Below are 25,344 nucleotides of genomic sequence, written 5' to 3' on the forward strand. Positions count from 1 at the left end.
CCTGGGCCGCATGTCCGGCTCGCCGATCGACCCCCGCGACCTGCGGGTCTCCGACGACGAGCGGGCCCACGTCCTGACGTTGCTGGAAAAGGCCACCGGGCGCGGGCTGATCGACATCGAGGAGTACGCCGAGCGCAGCGGCAAGGTGATCGCGGCCCGGACCCGGCGCGACCTCAACGCGGTGCTGATCGATCTGCCGGGCCTGCAGATCGCCGGCCGGTCGGTCGACGACGCCACCGCCGCGACCCGGCCGGTGCCGACCGCCGGGCCGGGGTACTCCGGCGCCGTGTCGCCGGCCGGCGGTGTGCTGGAGTTGCTCGGCTGGGGTGCGCGAACCTTCAAGGGCTACTGGAACGCCCCGCCGTTGATCGTGGTGGGCGGCACCGGGGCCAGCACCAAGCTCGACTTCACCCAGGCCCAGCTGGTATCGAACACGGTGACCGTCGAGTTCCGGTCGAATTACGGCGGGGCGGCCGAGCTGATCGTGCCGGTCGGCACCACCGTCCGGGTGGACGGTCTGCAGATGCGCGGCGGGCACGTGCACAACAAGGTCGATCCGCGGTCCGCCGGCCGGGGCATGACGCTGGTGCTGACCGGCGTCAAGAAGTCCGGGTCGATCATCATCAAGCACCCCAAGCAGGGTGTGCTGCGCAACCTGTTGGGCTGACTCGCCCCCCGCCTTTCGAAGTTGATCATGGCGATCCCTGTCGCCGCGCCGGCGTGTCGTCGGCGTGTCGCGCAGAGATCGCCATGATCAACTCGGGCGGGCTAGCCCAGCGGTTCGCGCAGTGCGGCGGGGGCGACGAGCCGGGCCAGATGGTAGGCGACGATGGCGACGATGGATCCCAGGGCGATCCCGGAGAGCTGGAAGTCGTCGCCGAACGTCATGGTCACGTTGCCGATGCCGATGATGATCGCGGCGGCCATCGGCACCAGGTTGACCGGGTTGCCGAAGTCGACCTTGTTCTCGATCCAGATCTTGGCGCCGAGCAGGCCGATCATGCCGTAGAGCACCACGGTGATGCCGCCGAGCACGCCGCCCGGGGTGGCGCTCACCAGCGCACCGAACTTAGGGATCAGGCCGAGCAGGATCGCTACCGCCGCGGCGACGTAGTAGGCGGCGGTCGAGTACACCCGGGTGGCGGCCATGACGCCGATGTTCTCCGCGTAGGTGGTGGTGGGGGAGCCGCCGACCGCGCTGGACAGGGCGGTGCCGAACCCGTCGGCGAACAGCGCCCGGCCCAGGTACGGGTCCAGGTTCTCGCCGGTCATCTCCGAGACCGCCCGCACGTGCCCGGTGTTCTCGGCGATCAGCGCGATGACGCCGGGCAGCGCGAGCAGAATGAACTGCAGCTGGAACTGCGGCGCGTGCAGCGTGGGCAGACCGAACCAGGCGGCGTCCTGCACCCCGGACAGGTCCACCCGCAGGTGCGTGGTCACCTCGCCGGTCCCGGTGGCCGACGTGATCGGGCCGAGGGCCGCGTCCAGCACCCAGGACAGCACGAAGCCGAAGATCAATGCGAGGAACACCGCGATCCGGGCGAAGAACCCGCGGAACGCGACCGCGGCCAGGATGGTGAAGGCCATGACGGTGAACGCCACGCCCGGGTCCTGCGGCCAGTAGACCCCGGCGACCACCGGCGCCAGGTTGAAGCCGATCAGCATGACGACGGCGCCGCTGACCACGGGAGGCAGCACCCGGCGAACCGCCGCCCCACCCACGATGTGCACGACGATCCCGACGATCGCCAGGGTCAGGCCGGCGACCAGGATCGCGCCGGTGACGTTCGCGGTGGTGCCACCGGCCGCCCTGATCGCCACCACCGCCCCCACGAAGCTGGCCGAGGTGCCCAGGTACGAGGGCACCTTGCCCGAGACGATCAGCAGGAACAGGATCGTGCAGACCCCGGACATCAGGATTGCCAGGTTCGGGTCCAGGCCCATGATGATCGGGAAGACGAAGGTGGCCCCGAACATCGCCACGACGTGCTGGGCGCCGACGCCGATGGTCTTGGGCCAGGACAGCCGCTCGTCCGGCTTGACCGGCGTACCGACCGGCAGCGGCGTGTCGATCCCGACGGGCTTCCAACCGATGGCCATCTGCGCCTCCCGACCTGTGCGTTGGGTCGGACGCTAGTTGGCCGAGCCGGCGAGGCCACCATCCGACACGGGAGGAGGGCACCGGAAGCGATGCGGCGACGCAGGGGCGGGATCGCGCCGTGCCGTCCCGGCGCTGGGCGGGCGCGAAAGAGGTCAGGCCGATTCGCGGCGCCTGGCCCGACCGGGGCGGCCGGCGGTCAGAACGGGACCTCGGAGCCGCCCAGGACCGCCGCGTCGGCGTCGCGGGTGGATGGCCGGCCGGACAGGATCCGGCAGAACTCGACCGCATCGAGCGTGATCGTGTCGCCGGGGTCGGGGAACGTCCAGGTGCCGCCGGCCGGCCCGGTCAGCACCAGTGTTCCGGCCGGCCGGTACCTGCTCGACCATTCGGCCACCACGTCCGCCACGATGACTCCGTCGTGGTCGGCGGTCAGGACCGGGTCGCGGCCGGTCGCCCGGCTGGTGTCGACGCGGTGCATCCAGCAGTCGCGGGTCAGGATGGTGTCGATGACGAAGCCGAAGGTCCATGGCTCGTCCGTTCCGTTCACCCGTTGGGCGGCGGGTAACCGTGCGTGCCGGAACCAGCCGGGGCGCCGGCGGCGTCCGCGGGCGGCGCGCGGCCCGGTCCGCCGGTAGTCGGCGACGATCTCGGCCGGGGTGAGCGCGGTCCGTTCGGCGATCTGAATCGCGGTGAGCGCGTCGACCATCTGCTCGCCGGTCTTCCGGGCCCGGCGATCGGCTTTGACCTGCTGCCGGATCGTCTCGATGAGCGAGGCGGCCATCCGGGCCATGCCCAGGTTATGGGCGGCCATCGTCCGGACGTCCCAGCCCGGGCAGTCGGTCGGTGCCGACCAGTCGGGTGGCGTCAGGTCGGCGAGAAGGTCGCTGTAGCGCTGGTACTCGGTAGCCGCCAGCCGCATCGCGGTCGCCCGGTCCAGGGCGGAACCTCGCGGCCGCACGGCATTGGTCGGCTGGGTCGTCGCGATGGCGGGTCGGGTGCCCTTGGGCGATGTCATCGATGTTCCCTCATTCCTGATCGGATCCGGGGGTCGGTTCGTCCGGTTGCGGCGCAGGACCGGACGCCGGTGCTGGCGGCAAACCCATGTCGTCGGCGAACATGTCGATGGCCCGGTCGAGCAACCGCCCGTATCGCTGCCCGCCGGGGTCGTTGGCCCACTGGGCATCGATGAGGCCGCCGACCAGCGCCGAGAACAGGTCGACGTCCTCGTTCCGGGCGGTGCCGAAGATCGTGGCGAACAGCTTGTGCAGGTTCGTCATGACGCGGACCGCGGGCGCGTAGGCCTCGGGGGTCGGGGTGAAGTCCGGGATGATCCGGGAGTCCATCAGCTGGTGCCGGGGCAGGTCGGCGGTCGAGAAGTCGAAGAACGTGCGGGCGACGGTGCGCAGCGCGGCCCGTGGCTCCGCGGGTAGCACCATGGCCACCTGCAGCCGCTCGACCTCTCGCCAGGCGTCGGCGAACATCGCGTCGTAGATCGCGTGTTTGGCGGCGAAGTGCGTGTACAGCGACGGCGCCGACATGCCGATCCGGGCGGCCAGCTGCCGCAGCGTCAGTGTCGCCAGGCCGTGCTCACGCGCCTCTTCCCACGCTGCCGCCACGATGGCCGACCGGGTCGCTTCCTTGCGACGGTCCTGCCAAACGCTCGTAGTCTTTCCTAACACTGTTCAAGTGTGACCGCAGGCGACGGCAGCGTCAAGGGTGTTCTTCCGCCCCGAATGTGCAGCAACCCGTTCTTGTCTCTGCCGATGATGACGGTTGCTGCACACTCGGCGGCGCGGACCGGCGCGAGAGCGGTGCGGACCGGCGCGTGAGACGCGGACCGGCGCGAGAGGCGCGGACCGGCGCGGACAGGGCAGGGGCGGGTCGGTGACCGGTCCGCTCAGGCGAGTTCGGCGGCCCAGGGCGGGTTGGCGCCGGCCCGGGAGCAGTTGATCGCCGACACCCGGGAGGCGTAGGCCAGGGCCTGGGCGAGCGCGGCCGTCGTCAGGGTCTCCAGCCGACCGCCGAGATAACCGCCCTCGGCCAGGAAATGCAGCAGCCCGCCGTGGAACGAGTCGCCGGCGCCGACCGTATCGACCAGGGTGGTCGGGGCAATCGGCACCCGGACCTGCTCACCGCGCAGGGAGGCGAACGCACCCTCACCGCCCAGGCTGACCACGGCCAGCGGGACCCCGCAAGCATGCAGATGCAGCGCGGCCTGCTCCGGGGTCCAACCGGGCCACAGCAGATCGAGGTCGTCCTCGGACAGCCGCAGGATGTCGGCCAGCGATGCCCACCGGTCGATCCAGAGCCGGTAGGAGGCGACCGGCACCAGCAGCGGCCGAAGGTTCGGGTCGACCGAGACGGTCATCGTCGGCCGGGCCCGGGCCAGCAGGTTCTCGATCACCTCACCGGACGGCTGTAGGGCCAGGGCGAGCGAACCGGTGTGCAGGGCGACGGGCGGGGAGTGGCTGCCGAACGGGCCGTCGATCAACTTGGCCAGTGACGCGTCGGTCCAGGCCCAGTCGGCGGTGCCGTCCGTGTAGAACTCGTACGACGCCGCCCCCGACGCGTCCAGCCGGGCGATGGCCAGGGTGGCCGGCTCCGCCGCGCTTTCCGACGCGCTCAGATCGACCAGGGATTCCTCGAGCTTGGCCCGGCACAGCGCACCGAGGGCGCCGCCGCTGATCCGGGCGGCGAACCGCGCCGTCGAACCCAGCCGGGACAGGGCGACCGCGGTATTGGCGGGCCCGCCGCCCGGGTGCACGGTCAGGTGGGCCACGCCCGCGGAAATGCCGTCCGGGGGCAGGACGGCGTCGGCGACGACTTCACCGACGACGGCAATGGTGGGCATCTCGCACTCCTCGGGCATGGGTCATCCGGCCGGGGTGAGCGTAGGCCAGGTCCACCGTTCCGGTCGTGTCGACCGGTGCCGGACGCGGGTCCGGTCGGCTCCACGGATCAGTCCGGGGCGTAGGCCCGCTCCAGGATGTCCGCGGTTCGCCGGTAATGGTCCGTGAGGGCGAGCACGGCCTCGTCGGCGTCCCGATCGAAGCACCGCCTGCAGACTGGCAGGCCGGCAGCCCGCAGTGGGGCGCCGGCCGGTTCTGCAATATCTTCGAGATCTGGGACTTCAAGATCCAGCGGCTGCACATCTACCTGGACCCCGACTACGCCGGTCGGGACACCGACCGCTATCCCTGGCTGGCCCGCGAGGTTGCCGGCGTCGGCTGACCGCCGTCAGGCCCAGCCGAGTTCGTCCAGCCGGTCGTCGTCGATGCCGAAGTGGTGGGCGATCTCGTGGATCACGGTGGTGGCCACCTGTTCGCGGGCCCCTTCCACGTCCCGGGCGTGCGCCAGGATCGGCAGCCGGTAGATGGTGATGGTGTCCGGCAGGTGCCCGGAGTAGCTGGACGTCCGGGAGGTCAGCGCGACCCCGTGGTACAGCCCGTACAGGTTCTGGGTCGGGTGCCGGTCCTCGACCAGGATGACGACGTTGTCCATCGCCCGGGTGAATTGTTCCGGGACGAGATCGAGGGCCTCGGCGACGAGGTCCTCGAACTCACCTTTCGACATCTGCACGGCCACCCGCCCATTGTCCAGGCCCGGTCGGTGGCGCCGGCCGACCGGACCACCCGGGATACCCTCACCGGGTGATCGACCTGCGCATCGTCCGTGACGACCCCGACCGTGTCCGCGCCTCGCAGCACGCCCGCGGCGAGGACTCCGGAGCGGTCGACCGGTTGCTGGCGGCGGACGCGGCGAGGCGCGCGGCGGTCGCCACCGCCGACTCGCTGCGGGCCGAGCAGAAGGCCTTCGGCCGGACGGTCGGCAAGGCCGCCAAGGACGAGCGGCCGGCGCTGCTGGAGCGCGGCAAGGAGCTGGCCGCGCAGGTCAAGGTGGCCGAGGCGGCCGAGAACGAAGCGAACGGGGTGCTCGCCGCGGCGCACCTGGCCGTGCCGAACGTCATCGAGGGCGCACCGCCCGGGGGCGAGCAGGACTACCTGGTCGTCAAGGAGGTCGGCGCGCCGACGGAGTTCGACTTCGAGCCCCGCGATCACGTGGAGCTGGGCGAGCGGTTGGGCGCGATCGACATCGAGCGGGGTACCAAGGTGTCCGGGGCCCGCTTCTACTTCCTGCGCGGCGTCGGCGCCCAGCTGCAGTGGGCCCTGCTGAACCTGGCGGTCAGCACCGCGATCGACAACGGGTTCGTCCCGATGATCCCGCCGGTGCTGGTCAAGCCGGAAGCCATGGAGGGCACCGGTTTCCTCGGGGCGCACGCCGACGAGATCTACCGGCTCGAGGCCGACGACATGTACCTGGTCGGCACCGCCGAGGTGCCGCTGGCCGGCTACCACGCCGGCGAGATCCTCGACCTGTCCGGCGGGCCGCTGCGGTACGCGGGCTGGTCGTCGTGCTTCCGCCGGGAGGCCGGCTCCTACGGCAAGGACACTCGCGGCATCCTGCGCGTGCACCAGTTCGACAAGGTCGAGATGTTCGTCTTCTGCCGCCCGGAGGAGGCCGCCGCCCAGCACGAGCAGCTGCTCGGCTTCGAGGAGCAGATGCTGGCGAACGTGGAACTGCCGTACCGGGTGATCGACACCGCGGCCGGCGATCTGGGCTCGTCGGCGGCGCGCAAATTCGACTGCGAGGCGTGGGTGCCCACCCAGTCGACCTACCGCGAGCTGACGTCGACCTCGAACTGCACCACGTTCCAGGCCCGCCGGCTCGGCGTCCGGTACCGCGACGACGACGGGAAGCCGCAGGTCTGCGCCACCCTCAACGGAACCCTGGCGACCACCCGCTGGCTCGTCGCGATCCTGGAGAACCACCAGCAGGCGGACGGATCGGTGCGCGTGCCGAAGGCGCTGCAGGCCGGCCTGGGCGGCCGCGAGGTGCTCGAACCGATCCGCTGAACGCGCGGACGGCTCATCCGGTTCGGGTGACGCAGGCGATCGGGTGATCGACCACTCTCGAGGGTCAACCGAGAGTGATTCTCTCGGGTTCCCCGACCCTGGAGGATGAATGAGCACGCTGGCAAGCGACCTGCGGACCCTGAGCCGGGAGGCGTACGTCTACCTGTACCCGCTGGTCACCATGGAGGTGACGCGGCGCCAGATGGTGAACACCCCGGCGGGCACCAAGCCGGCGTTCGGACCGGCCAACGGGTTCAACCACATCCGGCAGTTCCCGCCGGCCGACTTCCGGGCAGTGGTCCGGCCGAACTTCGACACCCTGTACTCGTCGGCCTGGTTGGACCTGACCGGCGGTCCGGTGGTGATGGACCTGCCGGACAGCGCTGATCGCTACTACATGGCGCCGATGCTGGACATGTGGACCGACGTGTTCGCCACCCTGGGCAAGCGGACCACCGGCACCGGTCCGCAGACCGTCGCGGTGGTCGGCCCGGGTCACCGGGGCGAGGTCCCGTCGGCGACCTACGTCGTGCACGCCCCCACCCCGCACGTCTGGGTGATCGGCCGGTCCCAGACCAACGGCCCGGCCGACTACCCGGCGGTGCAGGCGTTCCAGGACGGGTGGCGGGTCACTCCACCGGCCGGCTGGGCCGCCCCCGCGATCGATCCGGCGGTCGACACCACCACGGAGCCGTTGCGGCTGGTCGACGGTCTGTCCGCGATCGACTTCTTCACCCTGGCGAGCCAGGTGCTGGCCACCAATCCGCCGCACCCGACGGACAATTCCCAGCTGATGCGGATGGCGCCGCTCGGCATCGTGCCCGGCCGGCCGTTCGACGCGAGCGGCCTGACCGACGCCGAGCTGGCCGAGGTCCAGGCCGGGGCGAGTGCCGCGCTCGAGGAAATCCGGGCGACCGCTGCGCACGCCGGGGTGCCGGTGGACGGCTGGGTCGTGCTGACCACCGCGGTGGGCGTCTACGGCAACGAGTACCTGCGCCGGGCCGCCGTCACCATGGCCGGGCTGGGGGCCAACCCGGCCCAGGACGCCATCTACCCGCTGCTGCTCACCGATTCCGACGGGCAGCCGATCCATGGTGACCACAGCTACGTGCTGCACTTCGAGAAGGACCAGCTGCCACCCGTGCACGCCTTCTGGTCGGTCACCATGTACGACGCCGAGGGTTTCCAGATCCCCAACGAGCTGAACCGGTTCGCCCTCGGCGATCGGGACCCGTTGACGTACGGGGCCGACGGATCGCTGGACATCTACGTCCAGCGCGCCAACCCGGGCCCGGAACGCGAGCCCAACTGGCTACCCGCCCCGGCCGGCCCGATCGGCATCACCATGCGCCTGTACGCCCCGGCCGAGGAGGCCCTCGACGGACGATGGACCCCGCCGGCGGTCCGCCGGACGGACTGAGCGGGCGGTCGTCAGCTGACAGCGGCCGGGTCCGGCCGGCGGTGTGCGCCGGCCGGGCCGTTGAGCACCGGGTTCGACGGGACCGGGACCGGGCCGGCCTCGGCCACCGGCGCGTGACCGGCTTACTTGCGGCGGTGGTGCGCCGGTCGCGCCGACCGGGGGCCGCCGGAACGGACCCGTCCTGGGTTCAGGCCGGACCGAGCTCCGGGTCCGGGGCGGTCAATCGCGCCACCGTGACCAGACCGACCCGCCACCCATCGACCGAGTCGACCGTCAACCGGTACCCGCCGACCTCGACCGCGTCGCCGACCCGCGGGGTGCGGTCCAACGCGGCCTGCAGGTAGCCGCCGACCGTGTCGTACCGGCCCGCCGGCAGCTCGACGCCGATCCGGCGGGCGAAGTCGGACAGGCTGGTCAGGCCATCGACGACCGTGGCGCCCCCGGCCACCGCGGTCGGAATCCGGTCGTACTCGTCGTACATCTCGCCCACGAGTTCCTCGACGACGTCCTCCAGGGTGACCATTCCCTTGAGCTCGCCGTACTCGTCGACCACGGCGGCGATGTTCTCCGCGCCCGTCTGCATCTCGCTCAGCACCGTGAGCAGCTTCTTGTTCGGCGGGTAGGCGCTGATCGGCCGGATCAGCTCCCTGATCGGCGCGCTCGGATCCAGCTCGGGCGCGAACAGGTCCCGAACGTGCAGGAATCCCGCCACCCGATCGTCGTCCCCGTCCAGCACCGGGTACCGGGTGTGGGTGTGCTCCCACGCGGCCCGGCGAGCCTGGGCGCCGGTGGTGGTCGCGGACAGGAAGTCGATCGACGCCCGCGGGATCATGGCCTGCCGGACGGTGCGGTCGCCGGCCGCGAACACCTGCCGGATGATCGCCCGCTCCTGCTCGGGCACCTCCTCGTGGGTCAGCACCAGCTCCCGCACCTCCTCGATGCTCATCTCGGCCCGCGAGTCGTTCGGGTTGACGCCGAGCACCCGCAGCAGCCCGTTGGTGCACTTCTCCAGCAGCCAGATCACCGGCCGGAAGACCGACGCGAGCACGTCCAACGGTGGCCCGAGGAACGCCGCCACCGGCATCGGCCGCTGCATTGCGTACCGGCGCGGGGTCAGCTCGGCGATGATCAGCGCGAGGAAGGTGGTGGCCAGCGTGACGATCAGCACCGCCAGGGTCTCGCCACCGCCGTCACCCAGATCCCCGGACATCAGCGTGCCGAGCGGTTCGGCGAGCGTCGCGGTCGCGTAGGCCGCGGCGAAGAAGCCGGCCACGATCGACCCGATCTGCACGGCGCCCAGGAACCGGGTGGGCTGACCGGCCAGTCGGGCCACCCGGGCCCCGCGCTTGCCCCGCGATCGCAACTCGTCCAATTCGCCCCGCCGCAAGGACACCAGCGCGAGCTCGGTCGCGGTGAACAGCCCGCCGATGACGAGCAGGGCCAGCACGACGAGCAGGTTCAACCAGACGCCCATGCCATTGGTGTAACACCGGGTCAGCCGGGTCGCTGGCCGACGGCGCAGGTCAGCGGATCCGCGGGCCCGCGTCGGGCGGGTCGACGGCCGGTGGCCGGTGGCCTCCCGGCCGCCCGTATCGACCGCCCGACGGTTCGTCCGCCTCGGTCAGCCGACCGCGCTGACCCGGCCGCCTGGAACGGGCTTACCCTGCTGCGATGCGGTCAACTGCGCGCGACGATCAGGACTCCGGCCGGCCCGTCGATCTGGTGGTGCACGCCCCCCGGGCGCTCATCGACGGCACCGAGCAGGCGGTGAGCGTCGCCGTGCGGATGGGGCGAATCGTCGGCATCGAACCGCTGGGCAGCGCCCCGCCGCACCGGTTGGCCGCCACCCTGGAGTCCGACGAGATCCTGATCCCCGGCCTGGTCGACACGCACGTGCACGTCAACGAACCCGGCCGCACCGAATGGGAGGGCTTCGACACCGCGACCGCCGCGGCCGTGGCGGCCGGCGTCACGACGCTGATCGACATGCCGCTGAACTCGTTGCCGCCCACGCTGACGGCGGCCGCCCTGGCGACCAAGCGGGCCGCCGCGCGGGGGCGCTGCCGGGTCGACGTCGGCTTCTGGGGCGGCTGCGTGCCGACCAACCTGGCCGACCTGCCGGACCTGTTCGCGGCCGGCGTGTTCGGCGTCAAGTGCTTCCTGCAGGACTCCGGAGTGCCCGAATTCCCGCCGGTGACCAACGGTGAGATGAGAGCTGCGATGCGGTCCATTTCCGAGGTCGGCGGCATGTTGCTGGTGCACGCCGAGGATCCCGGTGTCCTGCACACCTCGCCGACGCCGCAGGGCCGGGACTACCGGGCGTTCGTCGCGTCCCGACCCGAATCGGCCGAGACCGCGGCCATCGCCGCCTGTATCGAAGGGGCCGCCCAGACCCGCTGCCGCACCCACATCGTGCACGTGTCCAGCGCCGGCGGGGTCGCCATGATCCGCCGGGCCAAGGCCGACGGCGTGCCCATCACTGCCGAGACCTGCCCCCATTACCTCGTTTTCGACGCCGAGGACATCCCGGACGGGGCGCCGCAATACAAGTGCTGCCCGCCGATCCGGGGACGCGCGGACCAGAACGCGCTGTGGGCCGGGCTGGCCGACGGGACGATCGACATCGTCGTCAGCGACCACTCGCCCAGCACCGCCGAGCTCAAGCTGCTCGACGTCGGCGACCTGGGTCTGGCCTGGGGCGGAATCGGCGGCCTGCAGTTCGGTTTCGCCGCGGTCTGGGCGGCGGCCGCCCGCCGTGGCGTGCCGCTGGCCGATGTCGTGCGATGGATGTCGGCCGGTCCGGCGTCGCTGGCCGGTCTCGATCACAAGGGCCGGCTGGAGGTGGGCGCCGACGCCGATCTCGTCGTCCTGGCCGACGCCGAGACGTTCACCGTCGAGCTGGACGACATCAGGCACAAGAACAAGGTCACCCCGTACCTGGGGCGGGACCTTCGTGGCGTGGTGCGGGCCTGCTGGCTCCGCGGCACCGAACTCTCCGACGACCTCGTCGCCGGCCGGCTGATCAGCCACGACCCCCGCTGACCGGCCTGCGCGTGCGGGACCGCCCATCGTCGACTTGAGCCAACCGCATGCTCGCGACGGGGTGAATCCAACGGCCCGGAACCTGCGGATGGCTCACGTCGGCGGAGGTGGCGGGTTGACCGCGACACCCGCCGCATAGTCTCCGGGGGACGACGGATCGACGAGCGGGGAGCACGCATGAAACGGACCGATCTCAACCTGGCCAGCCGGGCGCTGGGTGGGTCGGTGCGGTATGTCAGCGACGAGTTCTTCGCTCCCTGCGAGGCCCTGTTGTTCCCCGAGAACCCGGTACACGACACGACCACCTTCGGGCCGCACGGCAAGATCTATGACGGCTGGGAGACCCGCCGCCGGCGCTCCCCCGGTCACGACTGGGCCGTCGTCGCCCTCGGGGTGCCCGGCGTGCTGCAGGAGATCGTGGTCGACACCGCTTTCTTCCGCGGCAACTTCCCGCCCGAGGTGTCGGTCGAAGCGACCTGGGTGGACGGCGCCCCGGACCGGGCCGCGCTGGACGCCGCCGAGTGGATCACCGTCGTGCCCAACTCGGCGGCTCGCGGCGACACCGCGAACACCTACCGCGTCTACAACAGCCAGGTGTTCAGCCACGTCCGGCTCAACATCTATCCGGACGGCGGGGTGGCCCGGCTGCGGGTGCTGGGCACGGCGGTGCCCGACCCGCGGGTTCTCGGCGACCGGATCGACCTGGCCGCGATCCACCACGGCGGCGACATCGCCGAGTGCTCGGACATGTTCTACTCCGACGCGCGCCACCTGCTCTACCCGGGCGTGGCGGCATCGATGGCCGACGGCTGGGAAACCGCCCGCCGGCGGACGGCCGGCAACGACTACATCGTCGTCACTCTCGCCGGGCCGGCCGAACTGGAGTACGTCACCATCGACACCGGCTACTTCCTGGGCAACGCGCCCGGCCGGGTGCGGCTGTCCGCCCAGCGCACGGCGACCTCGCCATGGCGGGAAATCGTTCCGGAGAGCCCGATCTCGCCCGATGCCCGGAACCGGTTCCGGATGACCGCCGACCCCGAGGTGACCGCCGTCCGGGTCGACGTGTATCCCGACGGTGGCTTCTCCCGGCTCCGGTTGATGGGCAAGCTGCTACCCGAGGCGTTGTCGCAGGCCATCGCGCACTGGCTGGAACGGCTGCCGAAGGGCGCGTCGAGCAAGGTACTCAGCGACGCCGGCCTCGGTGGGATCGCGGTCAAGGAACTGCGGCAGGACCAGCTGCTGTCCCTGGCGTGGTGAGCGGGGATACTCGCGCCATGACGATCGTCCGGCTGAGCACCCACGTCCTGGACACCACCATCGGCCGGCCCGCCGCCGGCATCCCCGCCCTGCTCGAGAGCCTCGGTCCGGGCACCGCCACCGAGGCCGGGCGGGGGGAGACCGACGACGACGGGCGGGTGTTCCAGCTCAACCGGGCCGACCTGGCCCCCGGCCGGTTCCGGCTGACCCTGGACACCGCGGCCTACTTCGAGCGGCGTCACGGCGCGATGTTCTACCCGCAGATCAGCGTCTCGTTCGCGTTGTCGGGCGACCGCGAGCACTACCACATCGCGGTGCTGACCAGCACGTACTCCTACTCGACGTATCTGGGCTCCTGATCGACGGGGCAAGGCCCCGGACATCACCGCGTCATATTGGTTTGCCAGCATGGGCTGGCTCGTGGCGGTTCGATGTGGGGAGCTGACGGATGGCGATCGTGCTCGGGAAGAACCAGTACGGCAAGGCCGAGGTGCGGATGGTCTATGTCGACCGCAGCACGCCGGTGCACACGATCACCGATGTCAACGTCACGAGCCAGCTCATCGGCGACTTCACCGACACCCATCTGACCGGCGCGAACGACGCGGTCATCGCCACCGACACGCAGAAGAACACCGTCTACGCGATGGCCCGCACCGGCGGGGTCGGCGCGCCGGAGGAGTTCGCGCTGCGCCTGGCCCGCAACTACGTCGACAAGTACGAGCAGGTCACCGGCGCCCGGATGGCCGTCGAGCAGTATTCCTGGGACCGCATCGTCACCTCCGCCGGCCCGCACGATCACGCGTTCAGCAAGGGCACCGCGGAAAGCCGGACAGCGGTGATCCGCAAGGACGGCGCCGCGGAGACGGTCATCTCCGGGCTGACCGGCCTGGTCGTGTTGAAGTCGACCGGCAGCGAGTTCTGGGGGTTTCCCGAGGTCGAATACACCTCGCTGGTCGAGACCGACGACCGGATCCTGGCCACCGCGGTGTCCGCCCGCTGGCTCCACACGAGCACCGATCTGGACTGGGATGCGGCGTTCACCGCGGTGCGAGACGCCCTGCTGGAGAACTTCGCGACCACGCACAGCCTGTCGCTGCAGCAGACCCTGTACGCGATGGGCAAGGGCGCGCTGGAGGCGGTGCCGGAGGTCGCGGAGATCCGGCTGTCCCTGCCCAACAAGCACCACTTCCTGGTCGACCTGGACAAGTGGGACCTGGACAACCCGAATCAGGTGTTCTACGCGGCCGACCGGCCCTATGGGCTGATCGAGGCGTCGATCATCCGGGACGACGTCGCCGTCCCCGACGGTGCCTGGGAGGGCATCGCCGCGTTCGTCTGAGCTGCGGTGGGACCGTCAGACGTGCGACGCGGCGTCCTGGACCAGCAACTCGAGGTGGCCGCGGGTGATGGTGTGCGGGTCGAAGGTCATGACGACCCGGGCGTCGCCGGCGGCGTCGACGACGTCGACGCCCTCGACGCCGGGCATCCGGTGGCCGGTCAGGTGCTGGGCGAGCCGGGCGGCGTCCCGGGTGGAATGCTCGTCGGCAAAACGGACGACCAGCACGGTGGCGCGGACGCCGGTCTCGATGATGAGGTCGGTCGGGGCGATCAGGGTGTTCGTGGCCATGGTCGGGTGGACGCGCGGGCCGGCGAAAGGTTGTCCTCGCAGCGAAGCGCGGTTCACTGTCCGGCGGTGGCCGCGGCCTGGCTCCGGTAGGCCCGCCATCCGTCCTGATCGGAGATGTCGACCAGCTCGGCCGAATTCAGGTAGTTCGGCCGGAGCACGACGGCGACGGCGGAGGACCCGTCGATCAACTGGATGACGGACAGCTCCAGTTCCTCGGGCTCCGCGGGGATGAATCGCTCGCGCAAGGTGGTGAGCGGCACGTCGTAGAGCTCACCGACGACGGACACCCCACCCTCCGCGACCGGCCACAAGGCCGGGAAGCGATCACCGACCGAGTAGAAGCGGTAGATCGGGGCGGTGTGCGCGACGCCCAGGAATGGGTGCTCGGCGATGCTGTGGTGCACCGAGCCGCCACGCATGCCCTCGCCGTTGACGAACAGGGGAACGCTGGTCATGAGATGTCCTTCGGTGAGGTCAGGCGAGCTTCAGGGAGACATCGACGTTTCCCCGGATCGCCTTCGAATACGGGCAGCGCTGATGCGCCGACTCGAGCAGTTCAGTGGCGACGTCCCGGTCGATGCCGGGCAGATCGCCGGTGATCGCCGCCTGCAGGTTGAAGCCGGAATCGTTTTTGAGGAGACCGATCTCGACGCTGACCGAGGAGTCGGCGACGTCCAGTCCGGCGGCCTTGGCCAGGTTCTTGACCGCCGAGTGAAAGCAGGCGCTGTAGCCGGCGGCGAACAGCTGCTCCGGATTGGTCGGATCACCCGGGCCGGCGCCCGGGCGGGGTGAGGTCAGGTCGAGGTCGAGCACGCCGTCGGTGGTCCGGGCGTGGCCGTTTCGGCCGTTGCCGGTCGATACTGCGGTGGTGGTGTACACGACGGTCATCGATTGGTCCCGCTTCACGCGAACTGCCGGCTGAGGGTGGCGTGCCGGTTGACGTCCTTGTACAGCAGGTAGCGGAACCGCCCCGGGCCGCCGGCGTAGCAGGCCTGCGGGCAGAACGCCCGGAGCCACATGAAGTCACCCTCCTGCACCTCCACCCAGTCCTGGTTGAGCAGGTACACGGCCTTGCCCTCCAGCACGTAGAGCCCGTGTTCCATGACGTGCGTCTCGGGGAAGGTGATCGCGCCGCCCGGCTGGAACGTCACGATGTTCACGTGCATGTCGTGCCGCACGTCGGTCGGGTCGGCGAAGCGCTGGGTGACCCAGGCCCCGTTCGTCCCGGGCATCTCGACGCCCACCACCTCGTCGTCGGAGGTGAAGAACGTGGTCGGCGCATCGAGCCCGTCAACGCGTTGGTAGGCCTTGCGGATCCAGTGGAACCGGGCGGGCGCGTCACCGCGCTGGTGGATCGTCCACTCCGCCCCCGGCGCGATGAAACCGTACCCACCCGAGGTCATCTCATGCTTGTCGCCGTCGACGGTGACGACCAGCTCACCCTCCATCAGGAACAGCACGCTCTCGGCGTTCGGGTCCGTCTCCGGCCGGTCGCTCCCACCCTCGGGCGATACCTCGACGATGTACTGGGAGAACGTCTCGGCAAAGCCGGACAGCGGCCGGGCGATCACCCAGAGCCGGGTGTTCGTCCAGAACGGCAACAGGCTGGTCACGATGTCCCGCATCGTGCCGCGGGGCAGCACCGCGTAGGCCTCGGTGAAGACCGCTCGGTTGGTGGTCAGCTCGGTCTGCGCCGGCAGTCCGCCGGTGGGTGCGTAGTACGTGTTGAAGTTCATGCTGAGTCCTTTCGGGGGCGGCAGGTCAGGTGACGGCGGGCTGGAGTGCGTCGGATCGGGAGAGCAGCCGTCCCCTTGTCTCGTCGCCGACGAGTTCCTCGCCCCGCAACCAGGTTTGCCGGACCACCCCGGCCAACGTGCGTCCCGCGTATGGGGTGATCGGGTTGCGATGTCGCAGCTGCGCGGCGTCCACGGTGAACGTCTCGTCCGGGGCGATGACCGCCAGATCGGCGTCCCGGCCGACGACCAGACCGCCCTTGTGGTCCAGGCCGGCCAGTGCCGCCGGGGTGGCGGACATCCAGCGGGCGACGTCGGTCAGCGCGAAGCCGCGTTGCTTCGCCTCGGTCCACACGGCGGGCAGCGCGACCTGCAGGCCGGCGATACCACCCCAGGCCACCCCGAAGTCACCGGTATCCAACTGCTTGAGCTCCGGCGTGCACGGGGAGTGGTCGGAGACGATGCAGTCGATCACCCCGTCGGCCAGGCCCTGCCAGAGCAGGTCCCGGTTCTCCGGCTCCCGGATCGGCGGGCAACACTTGAACTGAGTTGCCCCTGCGGCGATTTCCTCGGCGTCGAAAACCAGGTAGTGCGGGCAGGTCTCGACGGTCAGCCGGACGCCGTCCCGCTTGGCCGAGGCGATCATGGGCAGGGCATCGCTGCTGGACAGGTGCAGGATGTGCACCCGGGCGCCGGTCCACCGGGCGGCCTCGATGACGTGCGCGATGGCGGTGTTTTCCGCGCCGCGTGGCCGCGACCGCAGAAAGCCCTCGTAACCCGACCCGTGTGCGGCGGGGGAGTGCTCGATCGCGCCGGCGTCTTCGGCGTGCACGATCATCAAACCGTCGAACTCGTGGATCGCGGTCAGGTACTCCACGAGGTCGGCCGGGGACAGCGGCGGGAACTCGGGCACGCCGGAGTCGAGCAGGAAGCACTTGAAGCCGAACACGCCTTCCTCGTGCAGTCCCTTGAGCTCGTTGATGTTGCCGGGAATCGCCCCACCCCAGAAGCCGACGTCGACGTAGGCCTTCGCGGCCGCGACGGCGCGTTTGGTGTGCAGGGCGGGGACGTCGACGGTCGGCGGCAGGCTGTTGAGCGGCATGTCGACGATCGTGGTGACCCCGCCGGCCGCGGCCGCCCGGGTCGCGGACGCGAAGCCCTCCCACTCGGTGCGGCCCGGCTCGTTGACGTGCACGTGCGTGTCGACCATGCCGGGGAGCAGTACCTCATCGGCCCGCAGTTCGACAGTGCGGGCGGCGGACACGGGCGCGTCGAACGCCCCGATCGCGGCGATGCGGCCGCCGGTCACCGCGACGCTGGCCGGCTGCTCGCCGGTGGGCAGGACCGCGCGGCGCGCGCGGAGCACAAGATCGAATTCGGTCACGGACGTTTCACCTCCTTGTGAAACTCGCTGTGGTTCAGTTGAAATCGGATGCGATGGCGCGGCCGAGGGATTCCAGGAGGGGCCCCGGATCGGTCATGCACCGCTGTACGTCGGACTCGATATCGGTCAATGCGTAGGCCTTCCGAATCCCGGCCGCCGCCAACTGCCGGTCGGACAGCAGGTTCCGGCCCGAGACGGTCACCACCGGAACGCCGGCCGTGCGCGCGGCGGCGGCCACGCCCGCCGGTGCTTTGCCGTGCAGCGTCTGCTCGTCCAGCGAACCCTCCCCGGTGACCACCAGATCGGCGCCGGCCAGGTCGTCGCGCAGTCCGGTCAGCTCGAGCATCAGGTCGATGCCGGGTCGGGCCGTCGCGCGCAACACCGCGATGGCAGCGAACCCGACCCCGCCGGCGGCTCCGGCGCCCGGCGTGCTCGCGGCCGGATGGCCCGAGTCCTGCTCGGATACGTTCAGCGCCCGGGCGACGGCGCTCGACCAGGCCCGCAACGCGCCGTCCAGGCGGGCCACATCGTCCGGGGTCGCACCCTTCTGCGGCCCGTAGACCGCGGCGGCCCCGTGATCGCCGAGCAGCGGGTTGTCCACGTCGCTGGCCAGGACCACCTCCGCGCCGGCCAGCGCCGGGTGGAGCTGGGTCAGGTCCACGGACGCGACCTGTTCCAGGCCACCGCCGCCGGGCGCCAGATCAGCACCGTCGGCGTCCCGAACCCGGACGCCCAACGCGGTCAGCATGCCGGCGCCGCCGTCGGTGCTGGCACTGCCACCGATGGCCAGGATGAGCCGGCGGCATCCCGCGTCGAGCGCGGCCGCGATGACCTGGCCGAAACCGGCGCTGGACGCGGTGAGCGGGGCGAGCACCCCGCCCGGCAGCCGGACCAGCCCGCAGGCATCGGCCAGCTCGATCACCGCCGACTCGGCCCGGCGGGCGTAGCCGCTGTCGACCGGTTCGCCAGTCGGGCCGCCGACCGTCACCGGCACCAGGTCGAAGCCGGCGGCGACGGCGGCGTCCAGGGTGCCGTCCCCGCCGTCGGCGACGGGGACGGCAATCACCTCGGCGTCCGGGGACACCGACGAGATCCCGGCCGCGACCCGAGCTGCGACGTCGCTCGCGCGCATCGAGCCCTTGAACTTGTCGGGCGCGATCAGGATCTTCATCGGGTCGGTGCCTTTCGAAACGGTCGGTCGAGCTCGGTCGAGCTCAGTCGAGCATGGAGATGACGGCGGTCGGCGCGTCGGCGGAGGTGCGGGCCAGATCCTCGAATTCGACCACGTTGTCGATCTCGACACCCATCGAGATATTGGTGACCCGTTCCAGCACGACCTCGACGACGACCGGCACCCGGAACTCGACCAGCATCTTCTTCGCGGTTTCCAGCGCGGGCAGCAGCTCCTCGGGGTCTTTCACCCGGATCGCCTTGGCGCCCATGGCTTCGGCCAGCTTGACGTGGTCGACGCCGTAGCCCTTGAGCGGGTTGTCGGTGCCGTCATCGGTGGTGCTCTCGGTGTTGATGTTGTCGAACGAGAGCTGCACGTGATAGTCCATGTCGAAGCCGCGCTGCGACTGCCGGATCAGGCCCAGGTAGGCGTTGTTCACCAGCACGTGGATGTACGGCAGGTTGAACTGCGCGCCGACGGCCAGTTCCTCCATCATGAACTGGAAGTCGTAGTCACCGGACAACGCGACCACGGTCGCGTCCGGATCGGCCACGCAGACGCCCAGGGTGGCCGGCAGCGTCCAGCCCAGCGGGCCGGCCTGGCCGGCGTTGATCCAGTGCCGTGGCTTGTACACGTGCAGGAACTGGGCGGCGGCGATCTGCGACAGGCCGATGGTGGAGACGTACCGGGTGTCCGGGCCGAACGCCTTGTTCATCTCCTCATAGACCCGCTGCGGCTTGATCGGCACGTTCTCGAAGTGGGTGCGCCGGTGCATGGTGCGCTTGCGCTCCTGGCAGGACGCGACCCATTCCGCTCGGTCGGCCGGCGCGCCGGCCGCCTGGCGCTCCTTGGCCACCGCGATGAGCTGCTCCAGGGCGGCACCGGCGTCGGAGACGATGCCGTAGTCGGGCGCGAACACCCGGCCGATCTGGGTGGGCTCGATGTCGACGTGCACGAACGTGCGGCCGGCCCGGTAGGTGTCCAGGCCGCCGGTGTGCCGGTTGGCCCACCGGTTGCCGATGCCGAGCACGAAGTCGGACGCCAGCATGGTGGCGTTGCCGTACTGGTGGCTGGTCTGCAGGCCGGCCATGCCCGCCATCAGCGGATGGTCGTCCGGAATGGTGCCCCAGCCCATCAAGGTGGGGATGACCGGCACGTTCAGCAGCTCGGCCAGCTCGACCAGCTTCGCGGACGCGTCGGCGTTGATGATCCCGCCGCCGGCGACGATCACCGGACGCTCGCTCGCGGCCAGCATGTCCAGCGCCTTCGCGGCCTGGGCCTTCGTGGCCCGCGGCTGGTACACCGGCAGCGGCTCGTAGGTGTCCGGGTCGAACTCGATCTGCGCCATCTGCACGTCGAACGGCAGGTCGATCAGCACCGGGCCGGGCCGGCCCGAGCGCATCAGGTGGAACGCCTGCTGGAAGGCGCCGGGCACCTGGGCCGGCTCCAGCACGGTCATCGCCATCTTGGTCAGCGGCGCTGCGATGTCGGAGATGTTGATGGCTTGGAAGTCCTCCTTGTGCAGCCGCGCGACGGGCGCCTGGCCGGTGATGCACAGGATCGGGATGGAGTCCGCGGAGGCCGAGTACAGGCCGGTGATCATGTCGGTGCCGGCCGGGCCGGAGGTGCCGACGCACACGCCGATGTTGCCGGCCTTGGCCCGGGTGTAACCCTCGGCCATGTGCGAGGCGCCCTCGACGTGCCGGGCCAGGATGTGCTTCATCCCGCCGTGCTTGCGCAGGGCCGAGTAGAACGGGTTGATGGCTGCACCGGGCAGCCCGAACAGGGTGTCGACGCCTTCCTTCTCCAGGATGGCGACGGCGGCATCGACGGCACGCATGGTGGGCATGATGGGGAGTCCTTAGCTGGCTGAGTCTGAGGGGGAATCGGGGTTCTGGCCGGAGAGCCGGAGGACGCCGCGCAGCAGCGCCGAGTGGTCGAGTCCACCGTCCCCGTTGGCCACGGCGGAGGCCATCAGCTGGGCGACCACGGCGCCGAGCGGGATGACCACTCCGGCCTCCCGGGCGGCGGCGGTGACGATGCCGAGATCCTTGTGGTGCAGCTCGATCCGGAAGCCGGGCGGGAAGCTGCGGCCGAGCATGTTGGCGCCCTTCTGGTCCAGCACCTTGCTACCGGCGAGGCCGCCGCCGAGGACCTTCAGGGCGGCCTCGGTGTCGACCCCGTAGGCCTCGACGAAGGCGACCGCCTCGGCCAGCAGCTGGATGTTGCCGGCGACGATCAGCTGGTTGGCCGCCTTGACGGTCTGGCCGGCGCCGTTCGGTCCGACGAGCACGACGGTCTTTCCGACCGCATTGAAAACATCTGCGGCGGCGTCGAAGTCGGATTTGTCACCGCCGACCATGATGGACAGCGCGGCGTTCTTGGCGCCGGCCTCGCCGCCCGATACCGGGGCGTCCAGCAGCCGGAAGCCGCGCTGGATGGCCTGGGCGGCCAGCTCGGTGGTGACATCCGGTCGGATCGAGGAGAAGTCGATGATCAGAGTGCCCGGCTTGGCGTTGTCGAACACGCCGCCCTCGCCGGCCAGCACCTCCCGCACATCCGGGGAGTCGGGCACCATGACGGCCACGACATCGGCCTCGCGGACCGCATCGGCGATGCTGCTCGCGCCCTTCCCGCCGGCGGCGACGAGCTCGTCGATCTTGGGCTGGGACCGGTTGTACCCGACGACGTCGAACCCGGCGTTCACCAGGTGGCCGGCCATCGGGCCGCCCATGATGCCCAGGCCGATGAAAGCGACGGTGGTCATTGAGATCTCCTTCAGAAGCATTCGTTGGTGGTCAGACGCGGGCGGCCGACGACCGGTCGGCCGGCGGGAGCCAGGCGAGGCTCTCCACGGTGCCGACGGTCGGCTTGTACTCCAGGGCTACGTACCCGTCGTAGCCCTTGCCGGCCAGCGCGGCGAGATGTCCGGCGATGTCGAGCGTGCCGGTGCCCGGCTCGCCGCGGCCCGGGCTGTCGGCGATCTGCACGTGGCCGATCCGATCGAAGTGGTCCTCGATGGCCGCCGTGACGTTGTCGCCGTTGACGTCAAGGTGGTAGAGGTCGCAGAGGAACTTCACGTTCGACACTCCGGCTGCGGCTTCCACCCGGTCGATCACCCGGATCACGTCGGCCGCGGTGAGGAGCGGGTAGCGGGGGGCGCCGCTGACCGGCTCGACCAGCACGACCCCGCCGATCCGGGCGACCGCCCGCGCGGCCAGGGCCAGGTTCTCGGTGGCGATCTCGTCCTGCGCGACCGGGGTCGACTCGTCGGTCCGGTTGCCGTACAGAGCGTTGAACGCCTTGCAGCCCAGCCGGTCCCCGATGCCGACGACGACATCGACGTTGTCGGCGAACTCCGCCGACCGGGCCGGCCAGGACACCAGGCCCCGGTCACCCCCGGGCATGTCGCCGGCGAAGAAGTTCAGTCCGATCAGCTGCACCCCGGCTCCCTGGACCGCATCGACGAACCCGTCCACCTCGGCATCGGCGGGCACGGCCGATGCGAACGGCCACCAGAATTCGACCGCGTCGAACCCGGCGGCCTTGGCCGCGGCCGGCCGCTCCAGCAGCGGAAGTTCGGTGAACAGCATGGACAGGTTGACTGCATAGCGCGCAGACCCGGTGGAGGACTGGGTGGACACGGAGAAACCCTTCTTCAGGTGGTGGCCGGGGGGCTGGATCAGGTCGGAAGCGGCTTGCGGCGGGCCAGCGCGTCGAGGGTGGCCCTGGACACCCCGGCCCGGTCGAGCACTTCGGCGTCGTCGATCGCGCCGCAGTGCACGCCGCGCATCAGGAACGCGGCCAGCGCCTGCGCCGTCGCCGGTTCGTCGACGACCCCACCGGATTGCTTGCTGCGGTAGGCCCGCAGCCGGGCGGCGGACGCCGGCAGGCCCTCCCGGTAGAAGGCGTAGGTGGCCAGGTACCGGCTGACCAGATGGCCGGGATGCATGTCCCAACCCTGGTAGTACGCCGCCCGCAGGGACCGGGTGACCAGTCCCGCGTGCAGCGCGACGGCGGCCCGGATCTCGTCGGGTGCGCCGATCGGCATGACGTTGGTGGAACCGTCCGAGAGCCGCACGCCGGTGCCGGCCGCGGCGACCTGCATGACCGCCTTGGCATGGTCGGCGACCGGGTGGGCCAGGCTCTGCTGCGACGCGGCGACTCCGCAGGCGGCGCTGTAGTCGAACGTGCCGTAGTGCAGGGCCACACATCTCGGACCGGCGGCGCCGATCATCCCGGCCACCGTGGCCGTCCCGTCGGCGCCCAGAATCGCCTGCGTCGTCTCGATCTGGATCTCGAACCGCAGGGCGCCGGCGGGCAGGCCGTGCGCCCGTTCCAGCGCCTCGCACACCTTGACCATCGCCGCCACCTGGTCGACCGAGGTGACCTTGGGCAGCGTGACCAGGAACCCCGGTGGGATCGGGCCGGCGGCCAGCAGCCCGGAGACGACCAGATCCAGCGTGCGCAGGCCACGGCGGCGGGTGGGCCGCTCCAGCGACTTGAACCGGATCCCGGCCAGAAACGGCCCGTGCCGGTCGGCCAGCAGGATGGGTAGCAGCGCGGCCACGTGGGCCGCGTCGCGGTCCTCCTCCTCGTCCGGCCGGTTCCCGTAACCGTCCTCGAAGTCCAGGCGAAGGTCCTCGATCGGCTCCGCGTCCAGCTTGGCCCGCACCTGATCCAGCACCGTCGCGTCGACCGCCGGAAGTCCCAGTGCCGCAGCGGCCGCTGGGTCGGGGGCGGCGACGGCCAGCACCTCGCGGGCACCGGTCGCCCATCGCTCGATCAGCGCGGCGCCCACGTCGCCGCGGACCAGGTCGGCGTTGACGTAAACGGTGTGCACCGGCTGGCGGGTCCCGGGATCACCGGGGTAGCGGTCCGCCAGCAGCGCGTCGGCCGCGGCCAGATCGTGATCCAGTTCGTCCAGGAAGGAGGCGCTCAGGCTTGGGCGGGCCGGGTTCGGGGTCTCGCCGCCGTTCATCGCGCTCCTCTCTGAGTTCCGTAATGTGGAAGGACTAGTTCACGATGTAGAAAACCTATCTCATCAACTCTCATGCCGTCAAGCGTTCCCGCTGCCGGCCGGGTCTGCCCGGTGACTCGGCCGGCCAGTGGTCCGGCCGACCGGATCAACCCGTCCCGACCGGACGCAACGCGGTCGAAAGCCCTGCGATTGCGCCGGTTCCGCCCGCGCCGTGGGTCACTCGGCGGCGCGGCGGTGGGGCGCCGCCGGGTCATGCGGAACGTGCCCGCCGGGGTGTTCTTCCGGCGTCACCCCGATCGCCGGCGACTCGGCGAAGATCGGTGCGGCTTCATCCTTGCGTCCCAGCACATTGAAGAAGATGTTCAACGTCACCGCCGTCACCGCCGAGGCGCTGATGCCGGAGTCGAAGATCGTCTGGAACCAATCCGGGAATGCGTGGTAGAAGTCGGGCACGGCGATCGGCACCAGGCCGGCGGCGATGGCCAGCGCGACGATCACCAGGTTCGAGTTCCCGTCGTACTTCACCGCCGCCAGGCTGCGGATGCCGCTGGCGGCCACCGTGCCGAACAGCGCCAGGCCGGCGCCGCCGAGGACGGGCAGCGGCAGCGCGGCGACCACCGCGCCGACCTGTGGGAACAGGCCGAGCACCAGCAGGATGCCACCGCTGACGGCCACCACGAACCGGCTCCGGATTCCGGTCAACGCGACCAGCCCGACGTTCTGGGCGAACGCGCTGACCGGGAACCCGTTCAGCAGCCCGCCGGACACCGCGGTGGAGATGGTGTCCGCCCGCAGGCCGTTGGCGACGGTCTTGCGGTCGGCGGGGCGCCCGACCACCACACCGATGGCCAGCAGGTCGGCGGTGGTCTCCGTCATGATCACCAGCATGACGATGATCATCGAGATGATCGCTGCGACCTGGAAGGTCGGCGCACCGAAATGGAACGGGGTCGAGATCGCGAACGTTTCGGCCTGCCCGACCTTCGAGAAGTCCAACTTGCCCATCAATCCGGCGACCACGCCGCCGGCGACAAGGCCGACGATGATGGCGATCCGGGAGAAGAAGCCGGGCAGGAACCGGTAGATCACCAGGATGATGCCCAGCGTGATCGCGGCCAGCGCGACATTGGAGATCGACCCGAAGTCCGCGGCGCCGGCGCCGCCGCCGGCCCAGCGCATCGCGACGGGGAGCAGCGAGATGCCGATGACGGTGATGACCGACCCGGTGACCACCGGCGGGAAGAAGTGCAGCAACCGGGCGAAGACGCCGGAGAGCAGGAACCCGGCCAGGCCGGCGATCAGCACCGACCCGAAGATCGCCCGAAGCCCGTCGACGCCGCCGCCGGCGGAGATCCCGACGGTAATCATCGAGGCCACCGCGGCGAACGAGGTGCCCTGGACGATCGGTAGTTTCGCGCCAATCCACTTGACGCCGATGGTCTGCAGCAGCGTGGCCAGGCCGGATACCAGCAGGGTCGCGGCGAGCAGGTAGGACAGGTCGGCGAACGGCAGCTTGAGCGCGGACCCGACGATGAACGGCACGGCCACCACGCCGGCGTACATGCTCATGACGTGCTGGAGGCCGTACAGCAGCATCGGCCCCGGCTTGAGCACCTCGTCGACGGGGTGTTTTCCGTCGGGCAGCAGTTCGATGCCCTGCTGCCCCTCGAACTCGCTTCCCTGATGTTCGCTGTGGGCCATGGTGTCGC

The 25,344-nt window shown here is 70.6% G+C and carries 24 protein-coding genes and 1 pseudogene; 8 read left to right on the forward strand and 17 right to left on the reverse strand.

The features are described 5' to 3' along the window. Positions 1 to 10 precede the first annotated feature (10 nt). Complete coding sequence (locus tag ACILSK_RS13365) at positions 11 to 667, forward strand: DUF1707 domain-containing protein (RefSeq protein WP_395727653.1); 657 nt, start codon at positions 11 to 13, stop codon at positions 665 to 667. Between the two features lie 101 nt (positions 668 to 768). Here the strand turns inward: ACILSK_RS13365 and ACILSK_RS13370 are convergent, their stop codons facing one another. The 4 genes from ACILSK_RS13370 to ACILSK_RS13385 form a co-directional block, all read right to left on the reverse strand. Continuing rightward, the gene (locus tag ACILSK_RS13370) at positions 769 to 2,100 is read right to left on the reverse strand and encodes a uracil-xanthine permease family protein (protein WP_395727654.1); all 1,332 of its coding nucleotides are present in this window, start codon (positions 2,098 to 2,100) and stop codon (positions 769 to 771) included. 197 nt (positions 2,101 to 2,297) lie between these two features. Further along, complete coding sequence (locus ACILSK_RS13375) at positions 2,298 to 3,116, reverse strand: maleylpyruvate isomerase family mycothiol-dependent enzyme (protein ID WP_395727655.1); 819 nt, start codon at positions 3,114 to 3,116, stop codon at positions 2,298 to 2,300. A gap of 10 nt (positions 3,117 to 3,126) precedes the next feature. After that, a complete protein-coding gene (locus tag ACILSK_RS13380) occupies positions 3,127 to 3,717 on the reverse strand; it encodes a TetR/AcrR family transcriptional regulator (protein WP_395727656.1) in 591 nt (196 codons plus the stop codon). A gap of 281 nt (positions 3,718 to 3,998) precedes the next feature. Next, entirely contained in the window at positions 3,999 to 4,952 is a 954-nt protein-coding gene (locus ACILSK_RS13385; protein ID WP_395727657.1) for a PfkB family carbohydrate kinase, read from the reverse strand. 242 nt (positions 4,953 to 5,194) lie between these two features. On the opposite strand from ACILSK_RS13385, the pseudogene ACILSK_RS13390 reads away from it, so the two are divergent. Continuing rightward, positions 5,195 to 5,332, forward strand: a pseudogene (locus ACILSK_RS13390) (nuclear transport factor 2 family protein); the annotation flags it as partial. Positions 5,333 to 5,338: 6 nt separating this feature from the next. On the opposite strand, the gene ACILSK_RS13395 reads toward ACILSK_RS13390, so the two are convergent. Then, positions 5,339 to 5,686 (reverse strand): metallopeptidase family protein, encoded by a 348-nt coding sequence (locus tag ACILSK_RS13395; RefSeq protein WP_395727658.1) that lies wholly within the window; start codon positions 5,684 to 5,686, stop codon positions 5,339 to 5,341. A gap of 65 nt (positions 5,687 to 5,751) precedes the next feature. Here ACILSK_RS13395 and serS point away from each other — a divergent pair, with 65 nt between their 5' ends. Together serS and ACILSK_RS13405 are read left to right on the forward strand one after the other, a co-directional pair. Then, on the forward strand, positions 5,752 to 7,014 hold the full coding sequence (gene serS / locus ACILSK_RS13400; protein ID WP_395727659.1) for a serine--tRNA ligase: 1,263 nt from the start codon (positions 5,752 to 5,754) through the stop codon (positions 7,012 to 7,014). 109 nt (positions 7,015 to 7,123) lie between these two features. Continuing rightward, positions 7,124 to 8,434, forward strand: coding sequence for a DUF1254 domain-containing protein (locus ACILSK_RS13405; RefSeq protein ID WP_395727660.1), 1,311 nt, complete (start codon positions 7,124 to 7,126; stop codon positions 8,432 to 8,434). Between the two features lie 187 nt (positions 8,435 to 8,621). On the opposite strand, the gene ACILSK_RS13410 is transcribed toward ACILSK_RS13405, so the two are convergent. Next, positions 8,622 to 9,908, reverse strand: coding sequence for a hemolysin family protein (locus ACILSK_RS13410; RefSeq protein WP_395727661.1), 1,287 nt, complete (start codon positions 9,906 to 9,908; stop codon positions 8,622 to 8,624). A gap of 197 nt (positions 9,909 to 10,105) precedes the next feature. Here ACILSK_RS13410 and allB (ACILSK_RS13415) point away from each other — a divergent pair, with 197 nt between their 5' ends. From allB (ACILSK_RS13415) to pucL, 4 genes are all read left to right on the forward strand, one after another. Continuing rightward, positions 10,106 to 11,476, forward strand: a complete 1,371-nt coding sequence (gene allB / locus ACILSK_RS13415) for an allantoinase AllB (protein WP_395727662.1) — start codon at positions 10,106 to 10,108, stop codon at positions 11,474 to 11,476. A 177-nt stretch (positions 11,477 to 11,653) separates the two neighbouring features. After that, positions 11,654 to 12,736, forward strand: coding sequence for an allantoicase (gene alc / locus ACILSK_RS13420; protein ID WP_395727663.1), 1,083 nt, complete (start codon positions 11,654 to 11,656; stop codon positions 12,734 to 12,736). Between the two features lie 17 nt (positions 12,737 to 12,753). Beyond that, positions 12,754 to 13,095 (forward strand): hydroxyisourate hydrolase, encoded by a 342-nt coding sequence (gene uraH, locus ACILSK_RS13425; RefSeq protein WP_395727664.1) that lies wholly within the window; start codon positions 12,754 to 12,756, stop codon positions 13,093 to 13,095. An 89-nt stretch (positions 13,096 to 13,184) separates the two neighbouring features. Further along, positions 13,185 to 14,078: a factor-independent urate hydroxylase gene (gene pucL / locus ACILSK_RS13430; protein ID WP_395727665.1), complete on the forward strand. Its 894-nt coding sequence runs from the start codon at positions 13,185 to 13,187 to the stop codon at positions 14,076 to 14,078. Between the two features lie 15 nt (positions 14,079 to 14,093). Here the strand turns inward: pucL and ACILSK_RS13435 are convergent, their stop codons facing one another. The 11 genes from ACILSK_RS13435 to ACILSK_RS13485 all read right to left on the reverse strand — a co-directional run bounded on the left by ACILSK_RS13435 (position 14,094) and on the right by ACILSK_RS13485 (position 25,336). Next, complete coding sequence (locus tag ACILSK_RS13435) at positions 14,094 to 14,366, reverse strand: hypothetical protein (RefSeq protein WP_395727666.1); 273 nt, start codon at positions 14,364 to 14,366, stop codon at positions 14,094 to 14,096. 53 nt (positions 14,367 to 14,419) lie between these two features. Continuing rightward, positions 14,420 to 14,821: a gamma-glutamylcyclotransferase gene (locus ACILSK_RS13440; protein WP_395727667.1), complete on the reverse strand. Its 402-nt coding sequence runs from the start codon at positions 14,819 to 14,821 to the stop codon at positions 14,420 to 14,422. 19 nt (positions 14,822 to 14,840) lie between these two features. Next, positions 14,841 to 15,254: an organic hydroperoxide resistance protein gene (locus ACILSK_RS13445; RefSeq protein WP_395727668.1), complete on the reverse strand. Its 414-nt coding sequence runs from the start codon at positions 15,252 to 15,254 to the stop codon at positions 14,841 to 14,843. A 14-nt stretch (positions 15,255 to 15,268) separates the two neighbouring features. Further along, positions 15,269 to 16,102: a bifunctional allantoicase/(S)-ureidoglycine aminohydrolase gene (locus ACILSK_RS13450; protein WP_395727669.1), complete on the reverse strand. Its 834-nt coding sequence runs from the start codon at positions 16,100 to 16,102 to the stop codon at positions 15,269 to 15,271. A gap of 25 nt (positions 16,103 to 16,127) precedes the next feature. Continuing rightward, positions 16,128 to 17,483, reverse strand: a complete 1,356-nt coding sequence (gene allB / locus ACILSK_RS13455; protein ID WP_395727670.1) for an allantoinase AllB — start codon at positions 17,481 to 17,483, stop codon at positions 16,128 to 16,130. Between the two features lie 34 nt (positions 17,484 to 17,517). Next, on the reverse strand, positions 17,518 to 18,654 hold the full coding sequence (locus ACILSK_RS13460; protein ID WP_395727671.1) for a glycerate kinase: 1,137 nt from the start codon (positions 18,652 to 18,654) through the stop codon (positions 17,518 to 17,520). Between the two features lie 43 nt (positions 18,655 to 18,697). Continuing rightward, positions 18,698 to 20,503: a glyoxylate carboligase gene (gene gcl, locus ACILSK_RS13465; RefSeq protein WP_395727672.1), complete on the reverse strand. Its 1,806-nt coding sequence runs from the start codon at positions 20,501 to 20,503 to the stop codon at positions 18,698 to 18,700. Between the two features lie 12 nt (positions 20,504 to 20,515). Further along, positions 20,516 to 21,442, reverse strand: coding sequence for a 2-hydroxy-3-oxopropionate reductase (locus ACILSK_RS13470; RefSeq protein ID WP_395727673.1), 927 nt, complete (start codon positions 21,440 to 21,442; stop codon positions 20,516 to 20,518). Positions 21,443 to 21,452: 10 nt separating this feature from the next. Beyond that, a complete protein-coding gene (locus ACILSK_RS13475; protein WP_395727743.1) occupies positions 21,453 to 22,247 on the reverse strand; it encodes a hydroxypyruvate isomerase family protein in 795 nt (264 codons plus the stop codon). 89 nt (positions 22,248 to 22,336) lie between these two features. After that, the gene (locus ACILSK_RS13480; RefSeq protein ID WP_395727674.1) at positions 22,337 to 23,635 is read right to left on the reverse strand and encodes a DUF6986 family protein; all 1,299 of its coding nucleotides are present in this window, start codon (positions 23,633 to 23,635) and stop codon (positions 22,337 to 22,339) included. Positions 23,636 to 23,851: 216 nt separating this feature from the next. Next, positions 23,852 to 25,336, reverse strand: a complete 1,485-nt coding sequence (locus ACILSK_RS13485; RefSeq protein WP_395727675.1) for a nucleobase:cation symporter-2 family protein — start codon at positions 25,334 to 25,336, stop codon at positions 23,852 to 23,854. Between the last annotated feature and the right edge of the window lie 8 nt (positions 25,337 to 25,344).

Source organism: Nakamurella sp. (assembly GCF_044224575.1).
Taxonomy (GTDB): Bacteria; Actinomycetota; Actinomycetes; order Mycobacteriales; family Nakamurellaceae; genus Nakamurella.

What these genes read in the sequence shown, in the direction of transcription:
- uraH (WP_395727664.1), top strand. Translation starts at nt 12,754, where the DNA reads ATGACGATCGTCCGGCTGAGCACCCACGTCCTGGACACCACCATCGGC.
- ACILSK_RS13370 (WP_395727654.1), bottom strand. Translation starts at nt 2,100, where the DNA reads ATGGCCATCGGTTGGAAGCCCGTCGGGATCGACACGCCGCTGCCGGTC.
- ACILSK_RS13405 (WP_395727660.1), top strand. Translation starts at nt 7,124, where the DNA reads ATGAGCACGCTGGCAAGCGACCTGCGGACCCTGAGCCGGGAGGCGTAC.
- pucL (WP_395727665.1), top strand. Translation starts at nt 13,185, where the DNA reads ATGGCGATCGTGCTCGGGAAGAACCAGTACGGCAAGGCCGAGGTGCGG.
- ACILSK_RS13470 (WP_395727673.1), bottom strand. Translation starts at nt 21,442, where the DNA reads ATGCTTCTGAAGGAGATCTCAATGACCACCGTCGCTTTCATCGGCCTG.
- ACILSK_RS13445 (WP_395727668.1), bottom strand. Translation starts at nt 15,254, where the DNA reads ATGACCGTCGTGTACACCACCACCGCAGTATCGACCGGCAACGGCCGA.
- ACILSK_RS13440 (WP_395727667.1), bottom strand. Translation starts at nt 14,821, where the DNA reads ATGACCAGCGTTCCCCTGTTCGTCAACGGCGAGGGCATGCGTGGCGGC.
- gcl (WP_395727672.1), bottom strand. Translation starts at nt 20,503, where the DNA reads ATGCCCACCATGCGTGCCGTCGATGCCGCCGTCGCCATCCTGGAGAAG.
- ACILSK_RS13375 (WP_395727655.1), bottom strand. Translation starts at nt 3,116, where the DNA reads ATGACATCGCCCAAGGGCACCCGACCCGCCATCGCGACGACCCAGCCG.
- ACILSK_RS13410 (WP_395727661.1), bottom strand. Translation starts at nt 9,908, where the DNA reads ATGGGCGTCTGGTTGAACCTGCTCGTCGTGCTGGCCCTGCTCGTCATC.
- ACILSK_RS13385 (WP_395727657.1), bottom strand. Translation starts at nt 4,952, where the DNA reads ATGCCCACCATTGCCGTCGTCGGTGAAGTCGTCGCCGACGCCGTCCTG.
- ACILSK_RS13485 (WP_395727675.1), bottom strand. Translation starts at nt 25,336, where the DNA reads ATGGCCCACAGCGAACATCAGGGAAGCGAGTTCGAGGGGCAGCAGGGC.
- ACILSK_RS13450 (WP_395727669.1), bottom strand. Translation starts at nt 16,102, where the DNA reads ATGAACTTCAACACGTACTACGCACCCACCGGCGGACTGCCGGCGCAG.
- allB (WP_395727662.1), top strand. Translation starts at nt 10,106, where the DNA reads ATGCGGTCAACTGCGCGCGACGATCAGGACTCCGGCCGGCCCGTCGAT.
- ACILSK_RS13365 (WP_395727653.1), top strand. Translation starts at nt 11, where the DNA reads ATGTCCGGCTCGCCGATCGACCCCCGCGACCTGCGGGTCTCCGACGAC.
- ACILSK_RS13460 (WP_395727671.1), bottom strand. Translation starts at nt 18,654, where the DNA reads ATGAAGATCCTGATCGCGCCCGACAAGTTCAAGGGCTCGATGCGCGCG.
- alc (WP_395727663.1), top strand. Translation starts at nt 11,654, where the DNA reads ATGAAACGGACCGATCTCAACCTGGCCAGCCGGGCGCTGGGTGGGTCG.
- ACILSK_RS13475 (WP_395727743.1), bottom strand. Translation starts at nt 22,247, where the DNA reads ATGCTGTTCACCGAACTTCCGCTGCTGGAGCGGCCGGCCGCGGCCAAG.
- ACILSK_RS13435 (WP_395727666.1), bottom strand. Translation starts at nt 14,366, where the DNA reads ATGGCCACGAACACCCTGATCGCCCCGACCGACCTCATCATCGAGACC.
- ACILSK_RS13480 (WP_395727674.1), bottom strand. Translation starts at nt 23,635, where the DNA reads ATGAACGGCGGCGAGACCCCGAACCCGGCCCGCCCAAGCCTGAGCGCC.